This is a genomic window from Aeromonas sp. R6-1 (assembly GCF_040908165.1).
Lineage (GTDB): Bacteria > Pseudomonadota > Gammaproteobacteria > Enterobacterales > Aeromonadaceae > Aeromonas > Aeromonas caviae.
Genome location: NZ_JBFODF010000053.1, coordinates 89,552 through 107,187, shown reverse-complemented (window position 1 = coordinate 107,187; position 17,636 = coordinate 89,552). Strand labels below are relative to the sequence as shown.

Annotated in this window: 14 protein-coding genes; 7 read left to right on the top strand and 7 right to left on the bottom strand. The window is 62.7% G+C overall.

Annotated features, from left to right (window positions below):
- Positions 1 to 26: 26 nt before the first annotated feature.
- The 3 genes from ligA to AB5Y68_RS17435 form a co-directional block, all read right to left on the bottom strand.
- A complete protein-coding gene (gene ligA / locus AB5Y68_RS17445; protein ID WP_039039274.1) occupies positions 27 to 2,033 on the bottom strand; it encodes an NAD-dependent DNA ligase LigA in 2,007 nt (668 codons plus the stop codon).
- 99 nt (positions 2,034 to 2,132) lie between these two features.
- Positions 2,133 to 3,263 (bottom strand): cell division protein ZipA, encoded by a 1,131-nt coding sequence (gene zipA, locus AB5Y68_RS17440; RefSeq protein WP_039039273.1) that lies wholly within the window; start codon positions 3,261 to 3,263, stop codon positions 2,133 to 2,135.
- A 15-nt stretch (positions 3,264 to 3,278) separates the two neighbouring features.
- Complete coding sequence (locus AB5Y68_RS17435) at positions 3,279 to 6,653, bottom strand: AAA family ATPase (protein ID WP_039039272.1); 3,375 nt, start codon at positions 6,651 to 6,653, stop codon at positions 3,279 to 3,281.
- A 110-nt stretch (positions 6,654 to 6,763) separates the two neighbouring features.
- On the opposite strand from AB5Y68_RS17435, the gene cysZ reads away from it, so the two are divergent.
- Positions 6,764 to 7,528, top strand: a complete 765-nt coding sequence (gene cysZ, locus AB5Y68_RS17430) for a sulfate transporter CysZ (RefSeq protein WP_010673447.1) — start codon at positions 6,764 to 6,766, stop codon at positions 7,526 to 7,528.
- A gap of 134 nt (positions 7,529 to 7,662) precedes the next feature.
- On the top strand, positions 7,663 to 8,277 hold the full coding sequence (locus AB5Y68_RS17425) for a trimeric intracellular cation channel family protein (RefSeq protein WP_010673446.1): 615 nt from the start codon (positions 7,663 to 7,665) through the stop codon (positions 8,275 to 8,277).
- Between the two features lie 94 nt (positions 8,278 to 8,371).
- On the opposite strand, the gene AB5Y68_RS17420 is transcribed toward AB5Y68_RS17425, so the two are convergent.
- The 4 genes from AB5Y68_RS17420 to AB5Y68_RS17405 all read right to left on the bottom strand — a co-directional run bounded on the left by AB5Y68_RS17420 (position 8,372) and on the right by AB5Y68_RS17405 (position 11,761).
- Positions 8,372 to 8,623 carry a hypothetical protein gene (locus AB5Y68_RS17420; protein ID WP_010673445.1) on the bottom strand — a complete coding sequence of 84 codons (252 nt, stop codon included), beginning with the start codon at positions 8,621 to 8,623 and terminating at the stop codon, positions 8,372 to 8,374.
- A 103-nt stretch (positions 8,624 to 8,726) separates the two neighbouring features.
- A complete protein-coding gene (locus AB5Y68_RS17415) occupies positions 8,727 to 9,272 on the bottom strand; it encodes a DUF882 domain-containing protein (protein WP_039039271.1) in 546 nt (181 codons plus the stop codon).
- 148 nt (positions 9,273 to 9,420) lie between these two features.
- On the bottom strand, positions 9,421 to 10,902 hold the full coding sequence (locus tag AB5Y68_RS17410; RefSeq protein WP_039039270.1) for a murein L,D-transpeptidase: 1,482 nt from the start codon (positions 10,900 to 10,902) through the stop codon (positions 9,421 to 9,423).
- A gap of 91 nt (positions 10,903 to 10,993) precedes the next feature.
- A complete protein-coding gene (locus AB5Y68_RS17405) occupies positions 10,994 to 11,761 on the bottom strand; it encodes an ABC transporter substrate-binding protein (protein ID WP_039039269.1) in 768 nt (255 codons plus the stop codon).
- A gap of 309 nt (positions 11,762 to 12,070) precedes the next feature.
- On the opposite strand from AB5Y68_RS17405, the gene AB5Y68_RS17400 reads away from it, so the two are divergent.
- The 5 genes from AB5Y68_RS17400 (at position 12,071) to AB5Y68_RS17380 (ending at position 17,597) form a co-directional block, all read left to right on the top strand.
- Positions 12,071 to 12,616 carry a hypothetical protein gene (locus tag AB5Y68_RS17400; RefSeq protein WP_010673441.1) on the top strand — a complete coding sequence of 182 codons (546 nt, stop codon included), beginning with the start codon at positions 12,071 to 12,073 and terminating at the stop codon, positions 12,614 to 12,616.
- A gap of 57 nt (positions 12,617 to 12,673) precedes the next feature.
- Complete coding sequence (locus AB5Y68_RS17395) at positions 12,674 to 13,732, top strand: glycosyltransferase family 2 protein (protein WP_039039268.1); 1,059 nt, start codon at positions 12,674 to 12,676, stop codon at positions 13,730 to 13,732.
- The gene (locus AB5Y68_RS17390; RefSeq protein WP_010673439.1) at positions 13,729 to 14,100 is read left to right on the top strand and encodes a GtrA family protein; all 372 of its coding nucleotides are present in this window, start codon (positions 13,729 to 13,731) and stop codon (positions 14,098 to 14,100) included. The genes AB5Y68_RS17395 and AB5Y68_RS17390 overlap by 4 nt, the downstream gene beginning before the upstream one ends.
- Positions 14,100 to 15,266: a membrane protein gene (locus AB5Y68_RS17385; protein ID WP_029313951.1), complete on the top strand. Its 1,167-nt coding sequence runs from the start codon at positions 14,100 to 14,102 to the stop codon at positions 15,264 to 15,266. Before AB5Y68_RS17390 ends, AB5Y68_RS17385 begins: the two co-directional genes overlap by 1 nt.
- Before the next feature lie 207 nt (positions 15,267 to 15,473).
- Complete coding sequence (locus tag AB5Y68_RS17380) at positions 15,474 to 17,597, top strand: alpha-amylase (protein ID WP_039039267.1); 2,124 nt, start codon at positions 15,474 to 15,476, stop codon at positions 17,595 to 17,597.
- Positions 17,598 to 17,636: the final 39 nt, after the last annotated feature.

The window sequence follows — 17,636 nt, the reverse complement described above, 5'->3', positions numbered from 1 at the left end:
GGGTTTGTCTGCTCAAACGTGCATCCTCAGGGCTGAATGGCCGCCTGCAACTCGGCTTCGGTCCAGATGGTGATCCCCAGCTCCTGGGCCTTGGCGAGCTTGGAGCCTGCCGCCTCCCCCGCCACCAGCACGTCGGTCTTGGCCGACACGGAGCCCGCCACCTTGGCCCCCAGCGCCTGCAGCGCCGCCTTGGCGTCGTTGCGGGACAAGGCGGTGAGGGTGCCGGTCAGCACGAAGGTCTTGCCGGCAAAGGGCTGATCGCTTATCTCTTTCTTCTCGATGGCCGGCCAGTGGATACCGGCGGCCAGCAGGGCGTCGAGCACCTCGATGTTGTGGGGCTGGCGCAGGAAGTAGTAGACGTGCTTGGCCACTATGTCTCCCACGTCAGACACTTCCAGCAACTGCTCCACCGAGGCGGCGCGCAGGGCATCCAGGGTGAGGAAGTGGTTGGCGAGGTTCAAGGCGGTCGCCTCCCCTACTTCGCGGATCCCCAGGGCAAACAGGAAGCGGGGCAGGGTGGTGCTGCGGGCGGCATCGATGGCGGCCACCAGGTTGAGGGCCGATTTTTGCCCCATCCGATCGAGCCCGGCCAGCTGGATGGCGTTGAGGCTGAACAGGTCCGCCGGGGTCTTCACCAGCCCCTTGTCCACCAGTTGCTCCACTATCTTGTCGCCAAGGCCATCCACATCCATGGCGCGACGCGCCGCGAAGTGCTTGATGGCGGCCGCCCGCTGGGCCTCGCAGAAGAGACCGCCGGAACAGCGGGCCACGGCCTCCCCTTCCAGCCGCTCCACCGCCGAGCCGCACACCGGGCACTCGGTCGGGAAGAGGATCGCGCGGGCATCCGCCGGGCGCTGCGCCTCCACCACAGCCACGACCTGGGGGATCACATCCCCGGCACGGCGCACGATCACGGTGTCGCCGATCATCACGCCAAGGCGCGCGATCTCGTCCGCATTGTGCAAGGTGGCGTTGGACACGGTGACGCCGCCGACAAACACCGGCTTGAGCTTGGCCACCGGGGTGATGGCACCGGTGCGGCCCACCTGGAACTCGACGTTCTCAAGCGCCGTCATCTCCTCTTCTGCCGGGAACTTGTGGGCAGTGGCCCAGCGCGGCGCGCGGGCAACGAAACCGAGCTCCCCTTGCAGGGCGATGTCATCCACCTTGTAGACCACGCCGTCGATCTCGTAGGGGAGATCCCCACGGCGCGCCAGAATGTCGTCGTGAAACGCCTGACAGCCGGCGGCACCCTCTTTGAGCTTCACCTCGGGGCTGAGCGGCAGACCCCAGGCCTTGAGCTGATTGAGGCGACCGAAGTGGGAATCCCCCAGCTCGTCGCCACCGACTCCCACGCCGTAGGCATAGAAGCTGAGGGGGCGGCTGGCGGTGATGCGTGAATCGAGCTGGCGCAGGCTGCCGGCAGCGGCGTTGCGCGGGTTGACGAACACCTTCTCCCCCGCCGCCAGCGCATCGCGGTTCATCGCCTCGAACCCCGCCTTGGGCATGAAGACCTCCCCACGCACCTCCAGCCGCGCCGGCCACCCCTGGCCGCGCAGGGTCAGGGGAATGGCCTTGATGGTGCGCACGTTCTCGGTGATCTCCTCCCCCGTGGTGCCGTCCCCGCGAGTGGCGGCCTGTACCAGCTGGCCATCCACGTAGAGCAGGCTCACCGCCAGACCGTCGAGCTTGGGCTCGCAACAGAAGGTGAAAGTCACCTCCCGCTTGAGGCGATCACCCATGCGTTGCTCGAACGCCTGCAACTCCTCGCTGCTGAAGACGTTGTCCAGACTCAGCATGGGGATCTCGTGGCGTACCTGCTTGAAGGCGGTCAGCGGCTGGCCCCCCACCCGCACGCTCGGCGAGGCCGAGGTTTTCAGCTCGGGATGCTCGGCCTCCAGCGCGATGAGCTCGCGCATCAGGCGATCGTATTCGGCGTCCGGCACCGTGGGGTTGTCCAGCACATAGTACTGATGGCCGTACTCGGTCAGCAGCTCACACAGTTGACGGTGGCGGGAGAGGATATCGCTCATGAAAAAGTCTCGAAGTGTGATGGAACATTCAGTCTGGGGCAGAAACAAAAATGCGGCACCGGGGTACCGCACTTTTCATTGTTCAAGCCCCATGGCGCATCAGTCGCGGCTGGCCTCGTAGGCCGCCAGCTCGTGACGGTAGCGGGCGATGTCGTCGTCGCTGAGGGGACTGCGCGAGGCGTCGGTCAGCATGGCATCGAGATCGCTCGCCAGCTGATCCGCGGCCTGCAACATGTGCTCGAAGGCGAAGGCGGCATTGCTGCGAAGGGGCAGTTGCATGAAGAGGGACACACCCGGGGTGCTGAACTGCTCCATGCGATAGGGGTTGAAGGTACCCGGCTTGACCATGTTGATCATGGAGAAGAGCACTTCACCCTTGCCGCCCAGATCTTCGTGACGGTGGAAGATGTCCATCTCGCCAAACTTGAAGCCCAGCGCCAGCAGGGAAGAGAGCAGGGTCGCACCTTGCAGATCGTGGCCGGGACGGGCCATCAGGTTGATGACATAGACATCCTGCCAGATCTTCTCGACCGGGGCCGGAGCGGGTTCTGGCTCGGCTGCGTGAACCGGCTCTTCATAGGCTGGCTCGTCATCGTAAGCGGGCTCTTCATAAGCCGGCTGGGCGTAGCGGGGAGCCTGCTGGGCAACCGGTGCCGGCTCGCGTGCACCGAAGGTCGGCGCCTGGGCATAGGCCGGCTCCACCAGCGGCTCTTCGTCCAGCGGCTGCATCATGGGCTCGCGCTGCGGACGGGAACGGTGTACCGGGGTACGGCGGATCACCTGTGCAGGTTTGCGCACCGGCGCGGCAGGGGCCTCTTCAACAGGGGCGGCAACCGGCTCGTCATAGTCCTCTTCTTCCTCATACACAGGCTGAGGGGGGACAGGGCGAGCGGCAGGCTTGCGCACCACGGGAGGCGGCAGATCGGCGTCGTCATCTTCATCATCGAAGGCGGGAACGGGGGCGACACGGCGGGGTTCGGGCTGACGGGCCTCGTCGCTGCGCAGTTTGGGCTCGGCACGACGGCCACCGCTCACCACACGCACCTGACCGATGCCATCGCTGTCGAAGGCGTCGTTGTCACGCTCACGGGACTTGGACTCCATCCGACCCAGGGGTTTCTCCTTGATCGGTGCCTGACGATTCTTTCTGTTGCTCCACAACCCGTGAATGAGCAATGCCGCGATGGCAATACCGCCCAGGGCAACCAAGATGTAACGCAATTCCTGCATTAGCTGCTTCTCTTTCTAGTTTTGCTCAGCCAAAGCGACGGCTTCACCGATATCGACCGACACTATGCGCGAAACCCCGGGCTCTTGCATCGTGACGCCAACCAGCTGCTCGGCCATCTCCATGGAGACCTTATTATGACTGATGTAAACGAACTGTACTGTGCTCGACATCTCTTTGACAAGAGAACAGAAGCGACCGACGTTCACTTCATCGAGCGGTGCATCCACCTCATCCAGCAGACAAAATGGTGCTGGATTGAGTCTGAAGATGGCAAAAACCAGCGCAAGGGCGGTTAGCGCCTTCTCCCCCCCGGAAAGCAGGGCAATGGTAGCATTCTTCTTGCCCGGAGGTCTTGCCATGATGCTCACTCCGGCCTCCAAAAGATCATCCGAGGTCAGCTCAAGCCAGGCACTGCCCCCCCCGAACACTTTTGGGAACAGGGATTTTAAATCTTCATTGACCTTATCGAAAGTGTCGCGGAAGCGTATTTGTGTTTCTTTATCAATTCTTTTAATGGCTTGGCTCAAGGTGTCGAGGGCCTGCTCCAGATCCTGGCACTGATTTTCCAGGTAGCTTGAACGGGTTTTCGCCTCCTCATACTCCTCCAGTGCCGCCAGGTTGATGGCGCCAAGCGCCTCCACCTGCGCCTCCAGCGTCTGGATCTCCTGGCGCAGCTTGCCGCGATCAGCGGCAATCAGCACAGCCTGATCGAGGTCCACCAGGCGAATGCCCAGCTCTTCGAACTGCTCGTGCAATCCCTGCCTGCGCGTCAGGTTGCGCTCGCGCTCGAGCCGCAAAGTCGCCAGCTTCTCCTGAATTTTCACCAGCTGCTTGTGATCTGCGCTTCTGGCCTGCTCCAGCTCGGTCAGCTGACGATCCAGCTCTGCGAGCCGTTGGTGACAGGCCAGTTGCTGCGCCTCAAGATTGCGCTGCTCGACCAGCAGGGGCGACAGATCCTGACTCGGAGCGGCCCCTGGCTCCTTGAGTTCCGCCAGCTCCAGGCCGAGACGGGCCAGCTCCTGCTCGCGCAGCGTGATGAGCTGGCGCTGGTTCTGCTGCTCCAGTTGCAACCGCTGGCAGGCCGCCTGCTGCTGCTCCCGGCGAAGGCGCGCCTCTTCCAGCGCCCGCTCCGCCCCGCTTACCTGCTCCTGGGCGAGCAGCAGCGCCTCGGCGAGTACCTCCCCCTGCTCCTGCAGCTCGCCAAGGGCCGCTTCATCCTGCTCAAGCCGCTCCCCGGCCGACGCCAGCCGCTGCGCCTCCTCAGCCTGCTCCTTATCGAGCCGGGCCAGCTCTTCCCCCAGCTGGCCCAGGCGCTGCAAGCGCTCCTGGCGCTGCCCCTCGCGCAGACTCCAGGCTTCGCGCAGTTGTTGCCACCGCTGCTCCTGCTCGCGCAGGGTGCGCTGAGCCAGCTCATGCGCTCCATGCTGCTGGGCCCGCGCTGCATCGGCGGCGACAAGCTGCTCGTCGAGTCTGTGCAGCGCCTCCCGGCCCGCGGCTAGCTCGGTGTGCAGCCGCTCACGCTCACCGAGCAGCGCCAGGGTACCGAGGGCCATGCCCTCCCCCAGATCCGCCCAGTTGGGGCCGAACCAGTCGCCGGCGGGAGTGAGCAGCGACTCACCGGCAGAGAGGCTGTGCAGGCGGGACAGCGCCTCCTCCCTGCTCTCTGCCAGCCAGATGGCATTGAGGAAAGCCGGAATGTACTCGCCCCCCAGTTGCGCCGCCAGGGTATCGGCCCTGGCTGGCTGGGCCGGGCCAATCCAGAGTCCAGGTTGCGCCAGGTTGCACTCGTCCGCCGGGATTGCGGTGAGCCAGCGGCCGAGCACCTTGTCCAGCCCCCGGGCCCACTCGGGGGGCACCTGCAACCGATCCGCCAGGGTCGCGCCCGCCATCTGCTCCCCCAGGATCTGATCCAGGGTGGCGAGGCGCGCCTCCAGCTCGCGCAGCAGGCCCTGCTGGCGACCCTGCTCTGCCTTGAGTGCTTCATGGCGGGCCACGCCGGCCTGCCACGCCGCATCGGCTTCCTCATGGCGGGCGCGGGAGAGCGAGAGTTCCGCCGCCAGGGCATCGAGGGCCGGTTGCAGGTTCTCCCCCTCCCCGCCAAGGGGCCCGGCCTGTTCGTCTTCCAGCTTGAGGCGGGCAAGCCGGGTCTTGGCCTGCAGCTCCTGCAGGCCGTTCACCTCGGCGCGGGTCTGGTTGAGCCGCCCCTGCAACTGGCCCAGCTGCTGCTGCCACTGCTGCTGACGCTGGCGCGCCTGCTCGAGCCGATCGCCCGCTGCCGCCCGCACGCTCTGCTGGTCGGTAAGCAACTGCTCACACTGCTCGAGGCGCGCCGACGCCACCTCCCCCTGCAACGTGCTGTCGCTCAGCTGTTCCAGTTGGCCGGCCAGCTGGGCCTTGAGGCCGTCGATACGCTCGCCGAGGGACTGCCGCCTCGCCTGCCAGTCGCGGCCCAGCTCGCTCTGGTGCAGTTGCTGCTGCTCGAGGCGGGCGATGGCTTGCCCGCCGAGGAAAATCTGCTGCTGGCGGCTCGCCTGCTCGGCCTGCGCCTCCTGGCGGGCCACCGACAGAGTGACGTGACGCCCCTCGTCGGCGGTGCGCTTGGCATCGAGTGCCGCCAGCGCCTGCTCGGTCTGGGCCAGTTCGGTCTTGGCTTCGCCAAGACGTGTCTCCAGCGCCCACAGTTCCGAGCCGATCAGCTCCGCACGAGCGGCACGTGATCGACTCTTGAGCTGCTTGTAGCGCTCGGCGGTCTCGGCCTGGGCCTTGAGATGCTCGAGGCGTGAGCCCAGTTCGCCGCGGATATCGCCAAGGCGCTCCAGGTTCTCCTGGGTATGGCGGATACGCTGCTCGGTCTCCCGGCGCCGCTCCTTGTAGCGGGAGACCCCGGCGGCCTCTTCCATGAACAGCTTGAGATCGGCGGGGCGGGACTCCACCAGCCGGCTGACGGTGCCCTGTTCGATGATGGCGTAACTGCGGGGCCCAAGGCCGGTGCCGAGGAAGAGGTCGGTCACATCCTTGCGGCGGCACTTCTGGCCGTTGATCTGGTAGTGGTTGGAGCCGTCGCGTAGCACTTCGCGGCGCACCGAGATCTCGGTAAAGCGGCCGAACTCGCCGGGTACCCGGTTGTGGGGATTGTCGAACACCAGCTCCACCGAGGCGCGGCCATGGGCGCTGCGGTTGATGGAGCCGTTGAAGATGACGTCGGTCATGTTCTCGCCGCGCAGATGGCGGGCGGAGCTCTCCCCCAGCACCCAGCGCACGGCGTCGATGACGTTGGATTTGCCGCAGCCGTTGGGGCCCACCACGGCGGTCATGTCGGCGTTGAGTTCGATGCGGGTCGGCTCGACAAACGACTTGAAACCGGCGAGTTTGATCAATTTCAGACGCATGGCGGCCTATGTGGGTAACGAAATAAAGAGGAGGCGGGCAGGCGACTTTACCAAATCAAAGGCTTGTTTGTAATATGCTGGCACTTTCCCCATTCACTGATGGAGCTCACATGAGCCAATCACCCCACATGGTCAAAGATTCGGTCAGCGGTGCAGACTACTTCCTGCGCGGCTTCTCGCTCATCCGCCAGCCCGGCATCCGCACCTTCGTGCTGATCCCCCTGCTGGTCAACTTCGTGCTCTTTGCCGGTGCCTTCTACGCCCTGTTGCTACAACTGGACGGCCTGTTCGCCTGGCTGCACCAGCAGATCCCGAGCTGGCTCTCCTGGCTTGATTACCTGCTCTGGCCCATCGCCCTCATCACCATACTGGTGGTCTTCTCCTTCATCTTCAGCTCGGTGGCCAACTGGATAGCCGCCCCTTTCAACGGCCTGCTGGCAGAGAAGGTGGAACAGATCCTCACCGGTGAAGCCATGAATGACACCGGCATGCTGGATGTGGTGAAAGATGTGCCCCGTACCTTCGGCCGCGAATGGACCAAGCTGAAATACTATCTGCCCAAGGCCATCGGCTGCCTGATCCTCTTCCTGATCCCGGTAGTGGGCCAGACCCTGGCACCCGTGCTCTGGTTCCTGCTCAGCGCCTGGATGATGGCGATCCAGTATGTCGATTATCCGTTCGACAACCACAAGATCGGCTTCATCACCATGCGCGACGCCCTCAAGCAACGTCGTGGCAAGTGCCTGAGCTTCGGCGCACTGGTGACCCTCTTCTCCGCCATCCCGGTGGTGAATCTCTTCGTGATGCCGGTGGCCATCTGTGGCGCCACCGCCATGTGGGTAGACCAATACCGCAGCGAGCAACTTGGACGCTGAACCGCGTCATCATGATCAAAAGAGGGGGCGAAAGCCCCCTTTTCATTACTTAATCTAATGCATAACCAAGATAGCTTGTCGCCCCAGCGCAGGGTTGTTAGGATGCGGGCCTTTCTCGCACCCTGGGATATCTCATGTTACATGCACTCTTCTTGCTCGGCCTGGTGGCCGAAGGGATGACTGGCGCGCTGGCAGCGGGTCGGCGACGGATGGATCTGTTTGGCGTCGTGATCATCGCCTCGGCGACGGCCATCGGTGGCGGTACCATTCGGGATGTGCTGCTGGGCCACTATCCCCTGCTCTGGGTCGAGCACCCCGAATACGTGCTGCTGGTGGCGGGCGCCGCCATGGCCGGGGTCATCTCGGCCCCGCTGATGCGCTACCTTGGCAAGCTGTTCCTGGCGCTCGATGCCCTGGGGCTCGTGGTCTTCTCCATCTTCGGGGCTGCCCGGGCGCTCGAGATGGGCCACGGGGCCGGCATCGCCTGCATCATGGCCGTGGTGACCGGCGTGTTCGGGGGGGTGCTGCGGGACTTGCTGTGCCAGCGTATCCCGCTGGTGTTCAAGCGCGAGCTCTATGCCGCCGTCTCGCTGATCACCGCCGCGCTCTACTGCTTTGCGCTGCACCATGGGCTGCCCAACGACTGGGCCGCTTTCGGTGCCATCGGCATCGGCTTCGTGCTGCGGCTCCTGGCGGTACGCTTCAAGTGGGGACTGCCCACCTTCAACTATCAGTATGCCACCCATTGAACACGCCAGTTCCTGGCCATATCGCACGGATAACGAGCAACAAAAAAGCGCCATACGGCGCTTTTTTGTTGGGCATCGGCAAGAGAGTAAAGGGTCAGTTGATCCCTTCCGAGCTGAAAAAGGTCGCCTTGTCGGCGATGAAACGCACCTTGATGTTCTTGCCTTCCCCTCCCCAGACACAGCTCGTGGTGCCGAGAGCATCGTCGCAACGCTCGGCCTTGCCGAGGATGGCACTCGCTTCGGCATAGCTCATCCCGACTTTCAGCTTGTCGTAGCTCTCGCGGTTGAGCTTGCCGCAACCAGTCAACAACAGGGCGATGAGCCCCCCGATCACAATCTGCTTCATCTTTCTCTCCTCTGGCTGGAGTCCAGAGCCTAGCAGCTTGGTCCCCCTCAATGCCAGCGGCAAAAAGACACAATCGGCACTCAAACTTTGAGGAAATCCCGACTCACCAGCTGCGAACGGGGCCTGTATCCAGGTGCACGAAGTTGTCGGAAGGGTAATAACCCACACCGCCCACCTTGAGGTTCAGGGCGGCCTTGCGCAGGTGTGCCAGCTGCACGCCGGGGATGCGCACGTCAACCGCCTGCCCCAGGGTGTGGTAGCTGTGCTTGGCGACGCCGCGACTCTTGCGCCGCTTCTGCTGATTGGTGGCCGGGGAGCGATAACCCGAGATGAGCTGGATTTCGCCGTGGCGTCCCAGCTTGTGTTGCAGCAGAAAGAGCTGATCGAACAGCTTTCTGTCGATGTTGAACACTTCGTTGCGACGGTAGTCACGGAAAATATGGTTGAGCTCCGCCAGCCCGTCGCTCAGATAGTGGCCATCTTCCCAATAACTGGCGCGTACCCGCTCGCCGGTATTGAGGTTGAAGAAACTCAGTTCCCGTCCCGAAGTGCTGCGGCTCGCCAGCGCAGGGAACGACAGCAGGCTGGTCCCCATCAGGCAACCCGCCCCCAGCAGCAGACGGCGTCGGCTTATCTCTTGTCCCAGCATCCGTTGTCCGTCCATCTCATGGTGAAGTCACACAGGTGAATGAATTTGATACAAGGGCCGAAACTACCTGCCAGAAAAAGCGCTGTCAAACCCCATTCACCCATGAAAAAGCCCGGCACGGGCCGGGCTTTTCACTCTGTGGCGAGGATCACAGCAAGCGGCTTTGATAGCTGACTCTGTCGAATCCGTAGATATCGTTGCGCAGTTGCTGACGTCCCTCTTCATCAATCCAGCTGCTCCAGTAGACGGTAAACACCGGGATAGGGTTGCTCAGGGGCAGCCACTTGGTCTGGGTCTCTTTCAGGATGCTGGCCACCTTGTCCGGCTGATAGCGGGAGTCCGCCAGCAGCAGCTCCGCCAGATCGTCGGCGTGTTCCACCCGGATGCAACCCGAGCTGAAGGCACGGGCCCCCTGCTCGAACAGCGCCTTGCGCGGGGTGGAGTGGAGATAGATGGCATCGTTGTTGGGCAGATAGAACTTGTAGCGACCCAGGGCATTGTGATCCCCCGGCTTTTGCCGCAACCGGTAAGGGAAACCGGAGGCCAGCGCATGGTGCCAGCCATCTTCGCTGAACTGCACCGGATTGCCCTCGCCGTCGATCACCTCGAACTGTTCGCGATCCAGGTAGGCAGGATCGCGCCCGAGCTTGGGCAGAATGTCCTTGCTCAGGATGGAGCGCGGCACGTGCCAGGCCGGGTTCAGCACGATGGAGCGGATCTCGCTGGCGAGGATGGGGGTGGCCCGCTGCTCCTTGCCGACGATGACCCGACTGGTGAAGACCTCGCTGCCAGACTCCACCACGCTCAGGCGGTAGTCCGGAATGTTGACCAGCACATAGCGACCGGCAAGGTGATCCACCAGATCACGGCGCCACAGGTTGCGTACCAGCAGGCTGGCGCGCACCTCGGGGCCGGTATTGAGCCAGCTGCGGGTCTGACGGCCGATGATGCCGTCGGCCGTCAGGCCGTGGCGGCGCTGGAACTCCTTGATGGCCTGTTCGGTCTCGGGATCGTAGAGGCTGTCCTGGTGAGTCGGGGCACTGTCCCCCAGTTCGTTCAGGATGGAGCGGATCTGGCCGAGCTCGGTCGAGCTCTCCCCGGCCCGCAGGGTCGGCATGGAGAGGGTGGGCCAGTGCTTGGCCATGGGCATGGCCAGCAGCTTGCGCACTTCTTCGCGCACGGCGTCGTATTCCGCCACCTGTGGCCTGAGTTGCCTGACCTGCTCCAGCAGATTGTCTCCCTGGGGGGCATGGGCCAGGGGGCGGTTCAGATCCAGCTTGAGGGTCTGCATCTGTTCGCGCGCGACCAGATCCATCCCTCGCCAGGCCTGCTGGAACCGGGCCAGCTTGCCAAAGGCCTCATCGTAGAGGGCACCGCGTCGATCCGCCGGGGTCTTTTGCAACTGCTGCCAGAGGCGGTAGAAATCCGGATGCAGCTGGGCCAGCACCGCTTCCTGCAACTGCTGTTCAAGCTCATGACGAGCCTGCTCGGCCACCTCGTTCTGATACCAGTCATGCTGAATGCTGGGACTGGCCACTACCGCCTGTTCCGTGCTGGCATGAACCATGCTGGCCGGCCAGCAGCCCAGCCAGATGAGATTCGCCAATGCCAACCAATACTTCTTACCCATGCTTCTTACCACGCTTGCCTCAAATCGGTTCATTTCGGCCTGTCAGGCGCGACGGTCAGGTCCCCATGATGCGTGAATGCTGGCGACTTTGCTAGCGGACGGAGGTGTAACGACGCCAGATGAGTTCCTGCTCCCCGCTGTCACCGACGGCCACTATCGCCTCGTTGAACCGCTCCACGAATTCCCCGGACAGGGTCTTCTTGCTCAACATGAAAAAGGTGGGCGTCTCATGGATCGCCATGGTGTGGGGGACGACCGCATCCGACAGCCCCTCTCTTTTCAGACCCCAGGGCGTGGCCAGACTATCCCCGAGAAAACCGTCTATCCGCCCAAGCAGCAGCTTGCGATAGTTTTGCACATCGTTGACCTCGCTCACCTGGTTGCGGTATCGCTGCAGAACCTTGGTGATTTCCGGGCCGTAATAGTAGTCCCTGGTCACACCGAGGCGATGCCCGTGGGCCAGCCAGCTCGCCAGATCCGACTCCTCACCGGTACCGGATTTGCGTACCCAGAGCGATGTCCGGCCCGGGTTGTAGGGGATGGAGAACCAGGCATAACGCGCCCTGTCATCAGCAAAGTACGCCTCCATCACGATATCCAGCCGACCCCGCTCAAGATCGTGCAACCCCCGCTTCCAGGGACGCTCCACATAGACCAGACGACAACCCAGCCGATTCGACACGGCATTGAGGTAGTCGACCGCAAATCCACGCAGTTCCCGACGTGCTCCCTCTTGCTGGTAATAGTGGTATGGGGGCCAGTCATCGAAACCGACGCGAAGGGGGGAGGAGCAGAACGATTGCGCCCACAACGGTTGGAGGGGCAGACAGCAGAGCACACACAGAGAGAAGAGTCTCATGGGTCATCCTTGACGACGGGACAGGCCATCTTAATTCTGCCCGGGTGAAATGGCGACAGATCCTGCCACAACAAAGCACAATATCAGCCGTTTGCCTGATGCGCCCCAGGTGGCGGCAGACAGGTTGGCGCCGAAAAAGCCACAATCAAGAAGAGGAAGCAAACGACCCCAAAGCCCCTTGGTAAGCAGGGTGATTGAGGGTTAATATGTGAGCAAATATATTTTTGTGATCCACTATGCTTTTTTTGCAATTGGATTAGCATATGCGCGAAATCTGCCTATCAATCTGTCGGGCGTCGAGTGAGTAATATGACCTACAAAAAGTTCGGTTTTCTGGCTGCCATCCTGGCACTGAGCGGTTTCTACCTTTATACCCTCTATCTGGCCGCTCACCCCAACGTGAGCCTGGCTTACAAGCTCTATTACCTGGAAGGCAAGACCCGTTTCTGGGAGCACAACTCCAGCATGACCTACCAGCCCGGCAACGAACTCAACCTGACCAAGCCAAGCCGCTTCCTCTCAAGCGAAGGCTGGGCCAAGAAGCCCAGCGAGCAAGGCACCGAGCTGAGCGGTCAGGGCGGTCTCTATTTCGTGCTGCCCAAGCAGCAGGCCCAGCCGGAGCAGCTCACCATCCAGGCCAGGATCAACAGCCCTCAGGCTGGCGCCCTGCTTAAGGTGGCGCTGGGTCATGATTTCACCACCACGGTCAAGCTGGCCAAGGCGGGCATCAACGAGATCCGCCTCAGCCTGCCGGGCGACTCCCTGACCGCCGATCCCAAGCGTCCCAACTTCCTGGCGCTCTCCGCCCCGACACCGCTCAACGTCCAGTCCGTGCGGCTGACCGTGGCTCAGTGAAGCGCAATGCCCCAAGTATCTGTTCCGTAAAATAATTCTTTCAATAAGGAAGTTCCCATGTCCCGTGCCGATTTTCGACTCTCTCTGGTCGTTCCCGTTTACAACGAGGAAGAGAGCATAGACGCCTTCATCAGCGCGATAGATACCGAACTGGCCCCGCTCAAAGACCAGCTTGAAATCGTGTTCGTCAACGATGGCAGCCGTGACCGCACCCGTGAGGTGGTCGAGCAGGCCATCGCCCGGGATCCCCGTGTGACCCTGGTCAACCTGGCCCGCAACTTCGGCAAGGAAGCGGCCATGACCGCCGGCCTGCACCAGGCCCAGGGCGACGCCATCGTCCCCATGGACGTGGACCTGCAGGATCCCCCCTCTCTCATTCTGGAGTTCGTCAAGCTGTGGCAGACCGGCGACTATGACACCGTCTACGGCATCCGTGTGGATCGCAGCGCCGACACCCCGATGAAACGCCTCACCGCCGGTGGCTTCTACCGCTTCTTCAACGCCCTCTCCACCAGCACCAAGCTGCCGGAGAACGCCGGTGACTTCCGCCTCATCGATCGCAAGGTGGTCGAGGCTATCAAGCAGTTGCCGGAGCGCAACCGCTTCATGAAGGGGCTGTTCGCCTGGGCCGGTTTTCGCGCCGTCGGCGTTCCCTACGAGCGCCCGGCCCGCCATGCCGGCGAAACCAAGTTCAACTACTGGAAGCTGTGGAACTTCGCCCTTGACGGCCTGATGAGCTTCTCCAGCTGGCCGCTGCGGGTGTGGAGCTACATCGGGGTCGGTGTCTCCTTCATCGCCTTCCTCTATATCCTCAAGATCATCACCCAGGTGCTCTTCTTCGGCATCGACGTACCCGGTTACGCCTCCCTGATGTCGGTCATGCTGTTCCTCGGCGGCATCCAGCTGCTGTCGCTGGGCATCATCGGCGAGTACATCGGCCGCATGTTCGTCGAGGTGAAACAGCGCCCCGTCTACCTCATCGAAGGGGTCTACGGCCAGTACGCCAAGCAGGATGAAGAGCAGAAGCAGGAAGTGCCCACCGCCAGCAAGAAGAGCGCTGGCAAGAAGGCCGCCGCGAAAGCCGCTGATGATCAGCAGGAGCAGGCGTCTCAATGATCTCCCGCGAGGAATTCTGGCGGCTGGTTCGCTTCGGTTTTGTCGGCGGGGGGGCCACCCTCGTCGATCTGGGTACCTCCATCGCCCTGTTTCATACCTGGCCGGCCATCTCCGAGCACCTGGTCACGACCCTGGCCTTTGCCGTGGCGTTCTGGTTCTCGTTCTTCGGCCATCGCTACATCACCTTCCAGAAACAGGGTGCCGCCAGCAAGTTCCTGCTGGTTGCCCTCTTCTCTCTGGCGGTGCGTAACCTCATCTTGAGCGGTTTGCTGTTTGCCGGTCTCTCCGGCCTGTTGCCGGTGGTGATCGCCACCCTGACCGTCACCGTGCTCACCTACGTTCTCTCCCGTATCTGGGTTTTTGCCTGATGAATGATATGACCAATACCGCCCCGTCAACCGGGGCTGCACTCCCCTATCGCCCGTCACTGCGCATCAGCGGCCGCGACTGGCTGATGATCGTCGCCGCCTTCGTGCTGAGCCGGGTGGCGCTCTATGGCATGGGCTATTTCGGCGTCCAGCTCTATGGCGCCACCGACATCGGGCCGCTGCAAGCCTACTGCCAGTTCGACTGCGTCTGGTTCCAGCGCATCATCGAGAATGGCTACGACCTCTATCCACGCTGGTTGAGCAAGGGCAATGCGGCGAACTGGGCCTTCATGCCCCTCTATCCCATGCTGGCCGGCGGTCTCTCCAGCCTGTTTGACATGGAGAGCCTCATCGGCCTGATGCTGGTGGCCAACATCGCCTTCTTCATTAGCTTGCCCCTGATGCTGCTGGTGCTGCGTCAGCTCAAGCTGGGGGACGACACCGCCCGCTTCGGGGTCTGGCTGCTGGCCTTCTCCCCCTTCTCCGCCTATTTCGTCTCCGGCTATACCGAGCCCATGTTCATGGCGCTGATGCTGGGAATGTTCCTGTTCGCCTACCGCGAACAGTGGCTCATGGTCGCCTTCCTCGGCATCTTCATCTCCGCCACCCGCAACCTGGGGGTGATGATGGTGTTCCCGGTGCTGATCCTGGCCCTGCAAGCCTACGGCTGGCGCGAGTTCTTCCGCTTCACCGAGCGGGCCTTCAAGGTGGTGTTCACCCTCTGGCTCATTCCCCTCGGCCTCTTCTCCTACATGGTCTATCTCTATCACCTCACCGGGGATGCCCTGGCCTTCAAGCACATCCAGGTGGCCTGGGGCCGCTATATGGACAGCCCCCTGGACTGGTGGCTGAGCGGCTTCGAGCTGGGGGGGCGCAAGGCCTATCTCTCCATCATGGTGATCTTCGGCTGGTGCCTGAATGGCTACCTGTTCAGCCAGAAACGCTGGGCCGAAGCGACCCTGATGTTCATCTGCTGCACCATCCCCCTGATGACCGGCCTCAACGCCATGCCCCGCTACATGTTCGGCCTCTATCCGACTCTGCTGGCCATCGTGCTGCTGGCCCATCGCTGGCCTGCCATCCGCCCTGCGGTGCTCTGCATCAGCGGCATGGTTGCCTCCTTCATCGCGGTGGCCTTCGTCAACTTCAAGTTCTTCACCGTGTGACGCCACCCCGAATGCCTACAAGCCGGTCAACTGACCGGCTTTTTTCATGGCCGCGACACCCGGTTCACACTTTTCCATTCTTGAAAACGTAACCATTTGAACTGACGTCACAAATCGGTATTTTACCGGTCCAAGCCTGCCCCAGCGCGCCCTAGAATGAGTGCCTCAACGGACCCTGCTCCTCACACTCTGCTCAAGGAATGGCTTATGCGTCTCTCTTCGCGCCCCGCTCTTCGCCTATCACCCCTGTGGCTGGCCGTGCTCGCCACACCGCTGTTCATCGGTCAGGCGATGGCCGCCCCCGAGGTCTATCTCCATGTGGATGGCAAACCGGTAGCCGAGGCGCTGACGCTGGACAAGGGCACCGTCACCCTGACCCACAGACTGGACAAGGGGAGCCACCAGATCCGCATCAGCGATGCGGGCAACAGCTGCGGCACCAGCTTCGGGCCAACCGAGGCCAAGCCCCTTCCCTTCGGCACCGCCCAGCCCATGGACAAGTGCAACAAGGGGACAGACTTCAATCTGAGGGTGATGCTGGCGGGGGACTACGAGTTCACCTTCAACCCCGATACCCCCAGCCTCAAGGTGTTGCGGGCAACCAAAAAGAGCGAGTTCAAACGCCAGCCCCCGGAAGAGCCCTGCATCAGCTGGGATGGCGGCCCGGTCACGACATCACTCAAGGGCGTCTGGCCCGACGGCACCCGGTTGCGGGATGCCTACTCGGGACAGGAAGCCGTGGTCAAGGGCGGCAAGATCACCCTGACACCGAGCAAGGAGAGCGGCGGCCTGCTGCTGCTCGAGCCGGTCAAGGCCGCCAAGCCTGCTCCCTTCAGCTGGGATCAGGCGAGCGTCTATTTTCTGCTGACCGACCGCTTCCACAACGGCGATCCCGCCAATGATCACAGCTTCGGTCGTCAGAAGGATGGTCAGGACGAAGTGGCCACCTGGCATGGCGGTGACTTCAAGGGGCTGACCGAGAAGCTCGACTACATCAAGCAACTCGGCATCAACGCCATCTGGATCACCCCCATGGTGGAACAGGTCCATGGCTTCATCGGCGGTGGCGAACAGGGGAACTTCCCCTTCTACGCCTACCACGGCTACTGGGCGCTCGACTTCACCAAAATCGACCCCAACTACGGCGACGAAGAGAGCCTGAAAACCCTAGTGGACGAGGCCCACAAGCGCGGCATGCGGATCATCCTCGACGTGGTGATGAACCACGCAGGCTACGCCACCCTCGCCGACTTGCAGGATCTGGGGCTCACCGATCTCACCCAGAACACCGGCAAGCTGCCGAGTCGCTGGAACGAATGGCGCCCGAGCGGCGGCCTCAACTGGCATGGCTACAACCAGTTCATCGACTACCAGTCATCCCACTGGGACAAGTGGTGGGGCCCTGACTGGGTGCGGGCCGGCCTGCCCGGCTACCCGCAACCCGGCACCGACGACGTCACCGGCTCGGTGGCGGGACTGCCGGACTTCCTGACCGAATCCACCAGATCGGTGGGGCTGCCACCGCTGCTCGCTGCCAAAAAAGACACCAGGGCCAAGGCCCTGCCCAACGCCACCGTGAGCGATTACCTCATTGCCTGGCACACCGACTGGGTGCGCCGCTTCGGCATCGACGGCTTCCGTGCCGACACCGTCAAGCACCTGGAGCCCGCGGTCTGGGCCAGGCTCAAGCAGGCGGGCACCGACGCGCTCAAGGAGTGGAAGGCCGCCAACCCTGGCAAGGCCCTCGATGACCTTCCCTTCTACATGGTGGGCGAGGTGTGGGATCACGGGGTCGCCAAGGACTTCTGGTACCAGCACGGCTTCGATTCCCTGATCAACTTCGACTACCAGCGTGAATTCGCCCTGCCCCAGGCCCAGTGCATGGCGGGGGCAGAGCCCACCTATGCGAGCTACGCCAGCCGCATCAACCAGGATCCCGAGTTCAACGTGCTGAGCTACATCAGCTCCCACGACACCAAGCTCTTCTTCGGCGACTACCAGGACGTGGCGCTGCAACGGCGGGTGGCCAACAGCTTCATGCTGCTGCCGGGGGGCATCCAGATCTACTATGGCGACGAGTCCGGCCGGGGGCTGGCCAAGGATGGCGGCGTGTTCGATCAGAGTGTGCGCTCGGACATGAACTGGCAGGAGCTGGCGAGTGGCGAGAAGGCGGAGCTGGTCAAGCACTGGCAACGGCTCGGCCAGTTCCGTGCCGCCCACCCTGCCATCGCGGCGGGCAGCCACAAGAAGATTTCCGATGCCCCCTACGGCTTCGTGCGGGAGAAAGGAGAAGACAAAGTGGTCGTGGTCTTCGCAGGTCGGCAGAAATAGCGACCTGGCCTGAATAAAAAGGGGAGCCGATGGCTCCCC

Excerpts from the sequence above, each read along its gene's own strand:
- AB5Y68_RS17420 (WP_010673445.1), bottom strand. The coding sequence starts at position 8,623 with ATGAAGCAGATTGTGATCGGGGGGCTCATCGCCCTGTTGTTGACTGGT.
- AB5Y68_RS17425 (WP_010673446.1), top strand. The coding sequence starts at position 7,663 with ATGTTACATGCACTCTTCTTGCTCGGCCTGGTGGCCGAAGGGATGACT.
- cysZ (WP_010673447.1), top strand. The coding sequence starts at position 6,764 with ATGAGCCAATCACCCCACATGGTCAAAGATTCGGTCAGCGGTGCAGAC.
- zipA (WP_039039273.1), bottom strand. The coding sequence starts at position 3,263 with ATGCAGGAATTGCGTTACATCTTGGTTGCCCTGGGCGGTATTGCCATC.
- AB5Y68_RS17400 (WP_010673441.1), top strand. The coding sequence starts at position 12,071 with ATGACCTACAAAAAGTTCGGTTTTCTGGCTGCCATCCTGGCACTGAGC.
- AB5Y68_RS17415 (WP_039039271.1), bottom strand. The coding sequence starts at position 9,272 with ATGCTGGGACAAGAGATAAGCCGACGCCGTCTGCTGCTGGGGGCGGGT.
- AB5Y68_RS17395 (WP_039039268.1), top strand. The coding sequence starts at position 12,674 with ATGTCCCGTGCCGATTTTCGACTCTCTCTGGTCGTTCCCGTTTACAAC.
- AB5Y68_RS17380 (WP_039039267.1), top strand. The coding sequence starts at position 15,474 with ATGCGTCTCTCTTCGCGCCCCGCTCTTCGCCTATCACCCCTGTGGCTG.
- ligA (WP_039039274.1), bottom strand. The coding sequence starts at position 2,033 with ATGAGCGATATCCTCTCCCGCCACCGTCAACTGTGTGAGCTGCTGACC.
- AB5Y68_RS17410 (WP_039039270.1), bottom strand. The coding sequence starts at position 10,902 with ATGGGTAAGAAGTATTGGTTGGCATTGGCGAATCTCATCTGGCTGGGC.
- AB5Y68_RS17435 (WP_039039272.1), bottom strand. The coding sequence starts at position 6,653 with ATGCGTCTGAAATTGATCAAACTCGCCGGTTTCAAGTCGTTTGTCGAG.
- AB5Y68_RS17405 (WP_039039269.1), bottom strand. The coding sequence starts at position 11,761 with ATGAGACTCTTCTCTCTGTGTGTGCTCTGCTGTCTGCCCCTCCAACCG.
- AB5Y68_RS17385 (WP_029313951.1), top strand. The coding sequence starts at position 14,100 with ATGAATGATATGACCAATACCGCCCCGTCAACCGGGGCTGCACTCCCC.
- AB5Y68_RS17390 (WP_010673439.1), top strand. The coding sequence starts at position 13,729 with ATGATCTCCCGCGAGGAATTCTGGCGGCTGGTTCGCTTCGGTTTTGTC.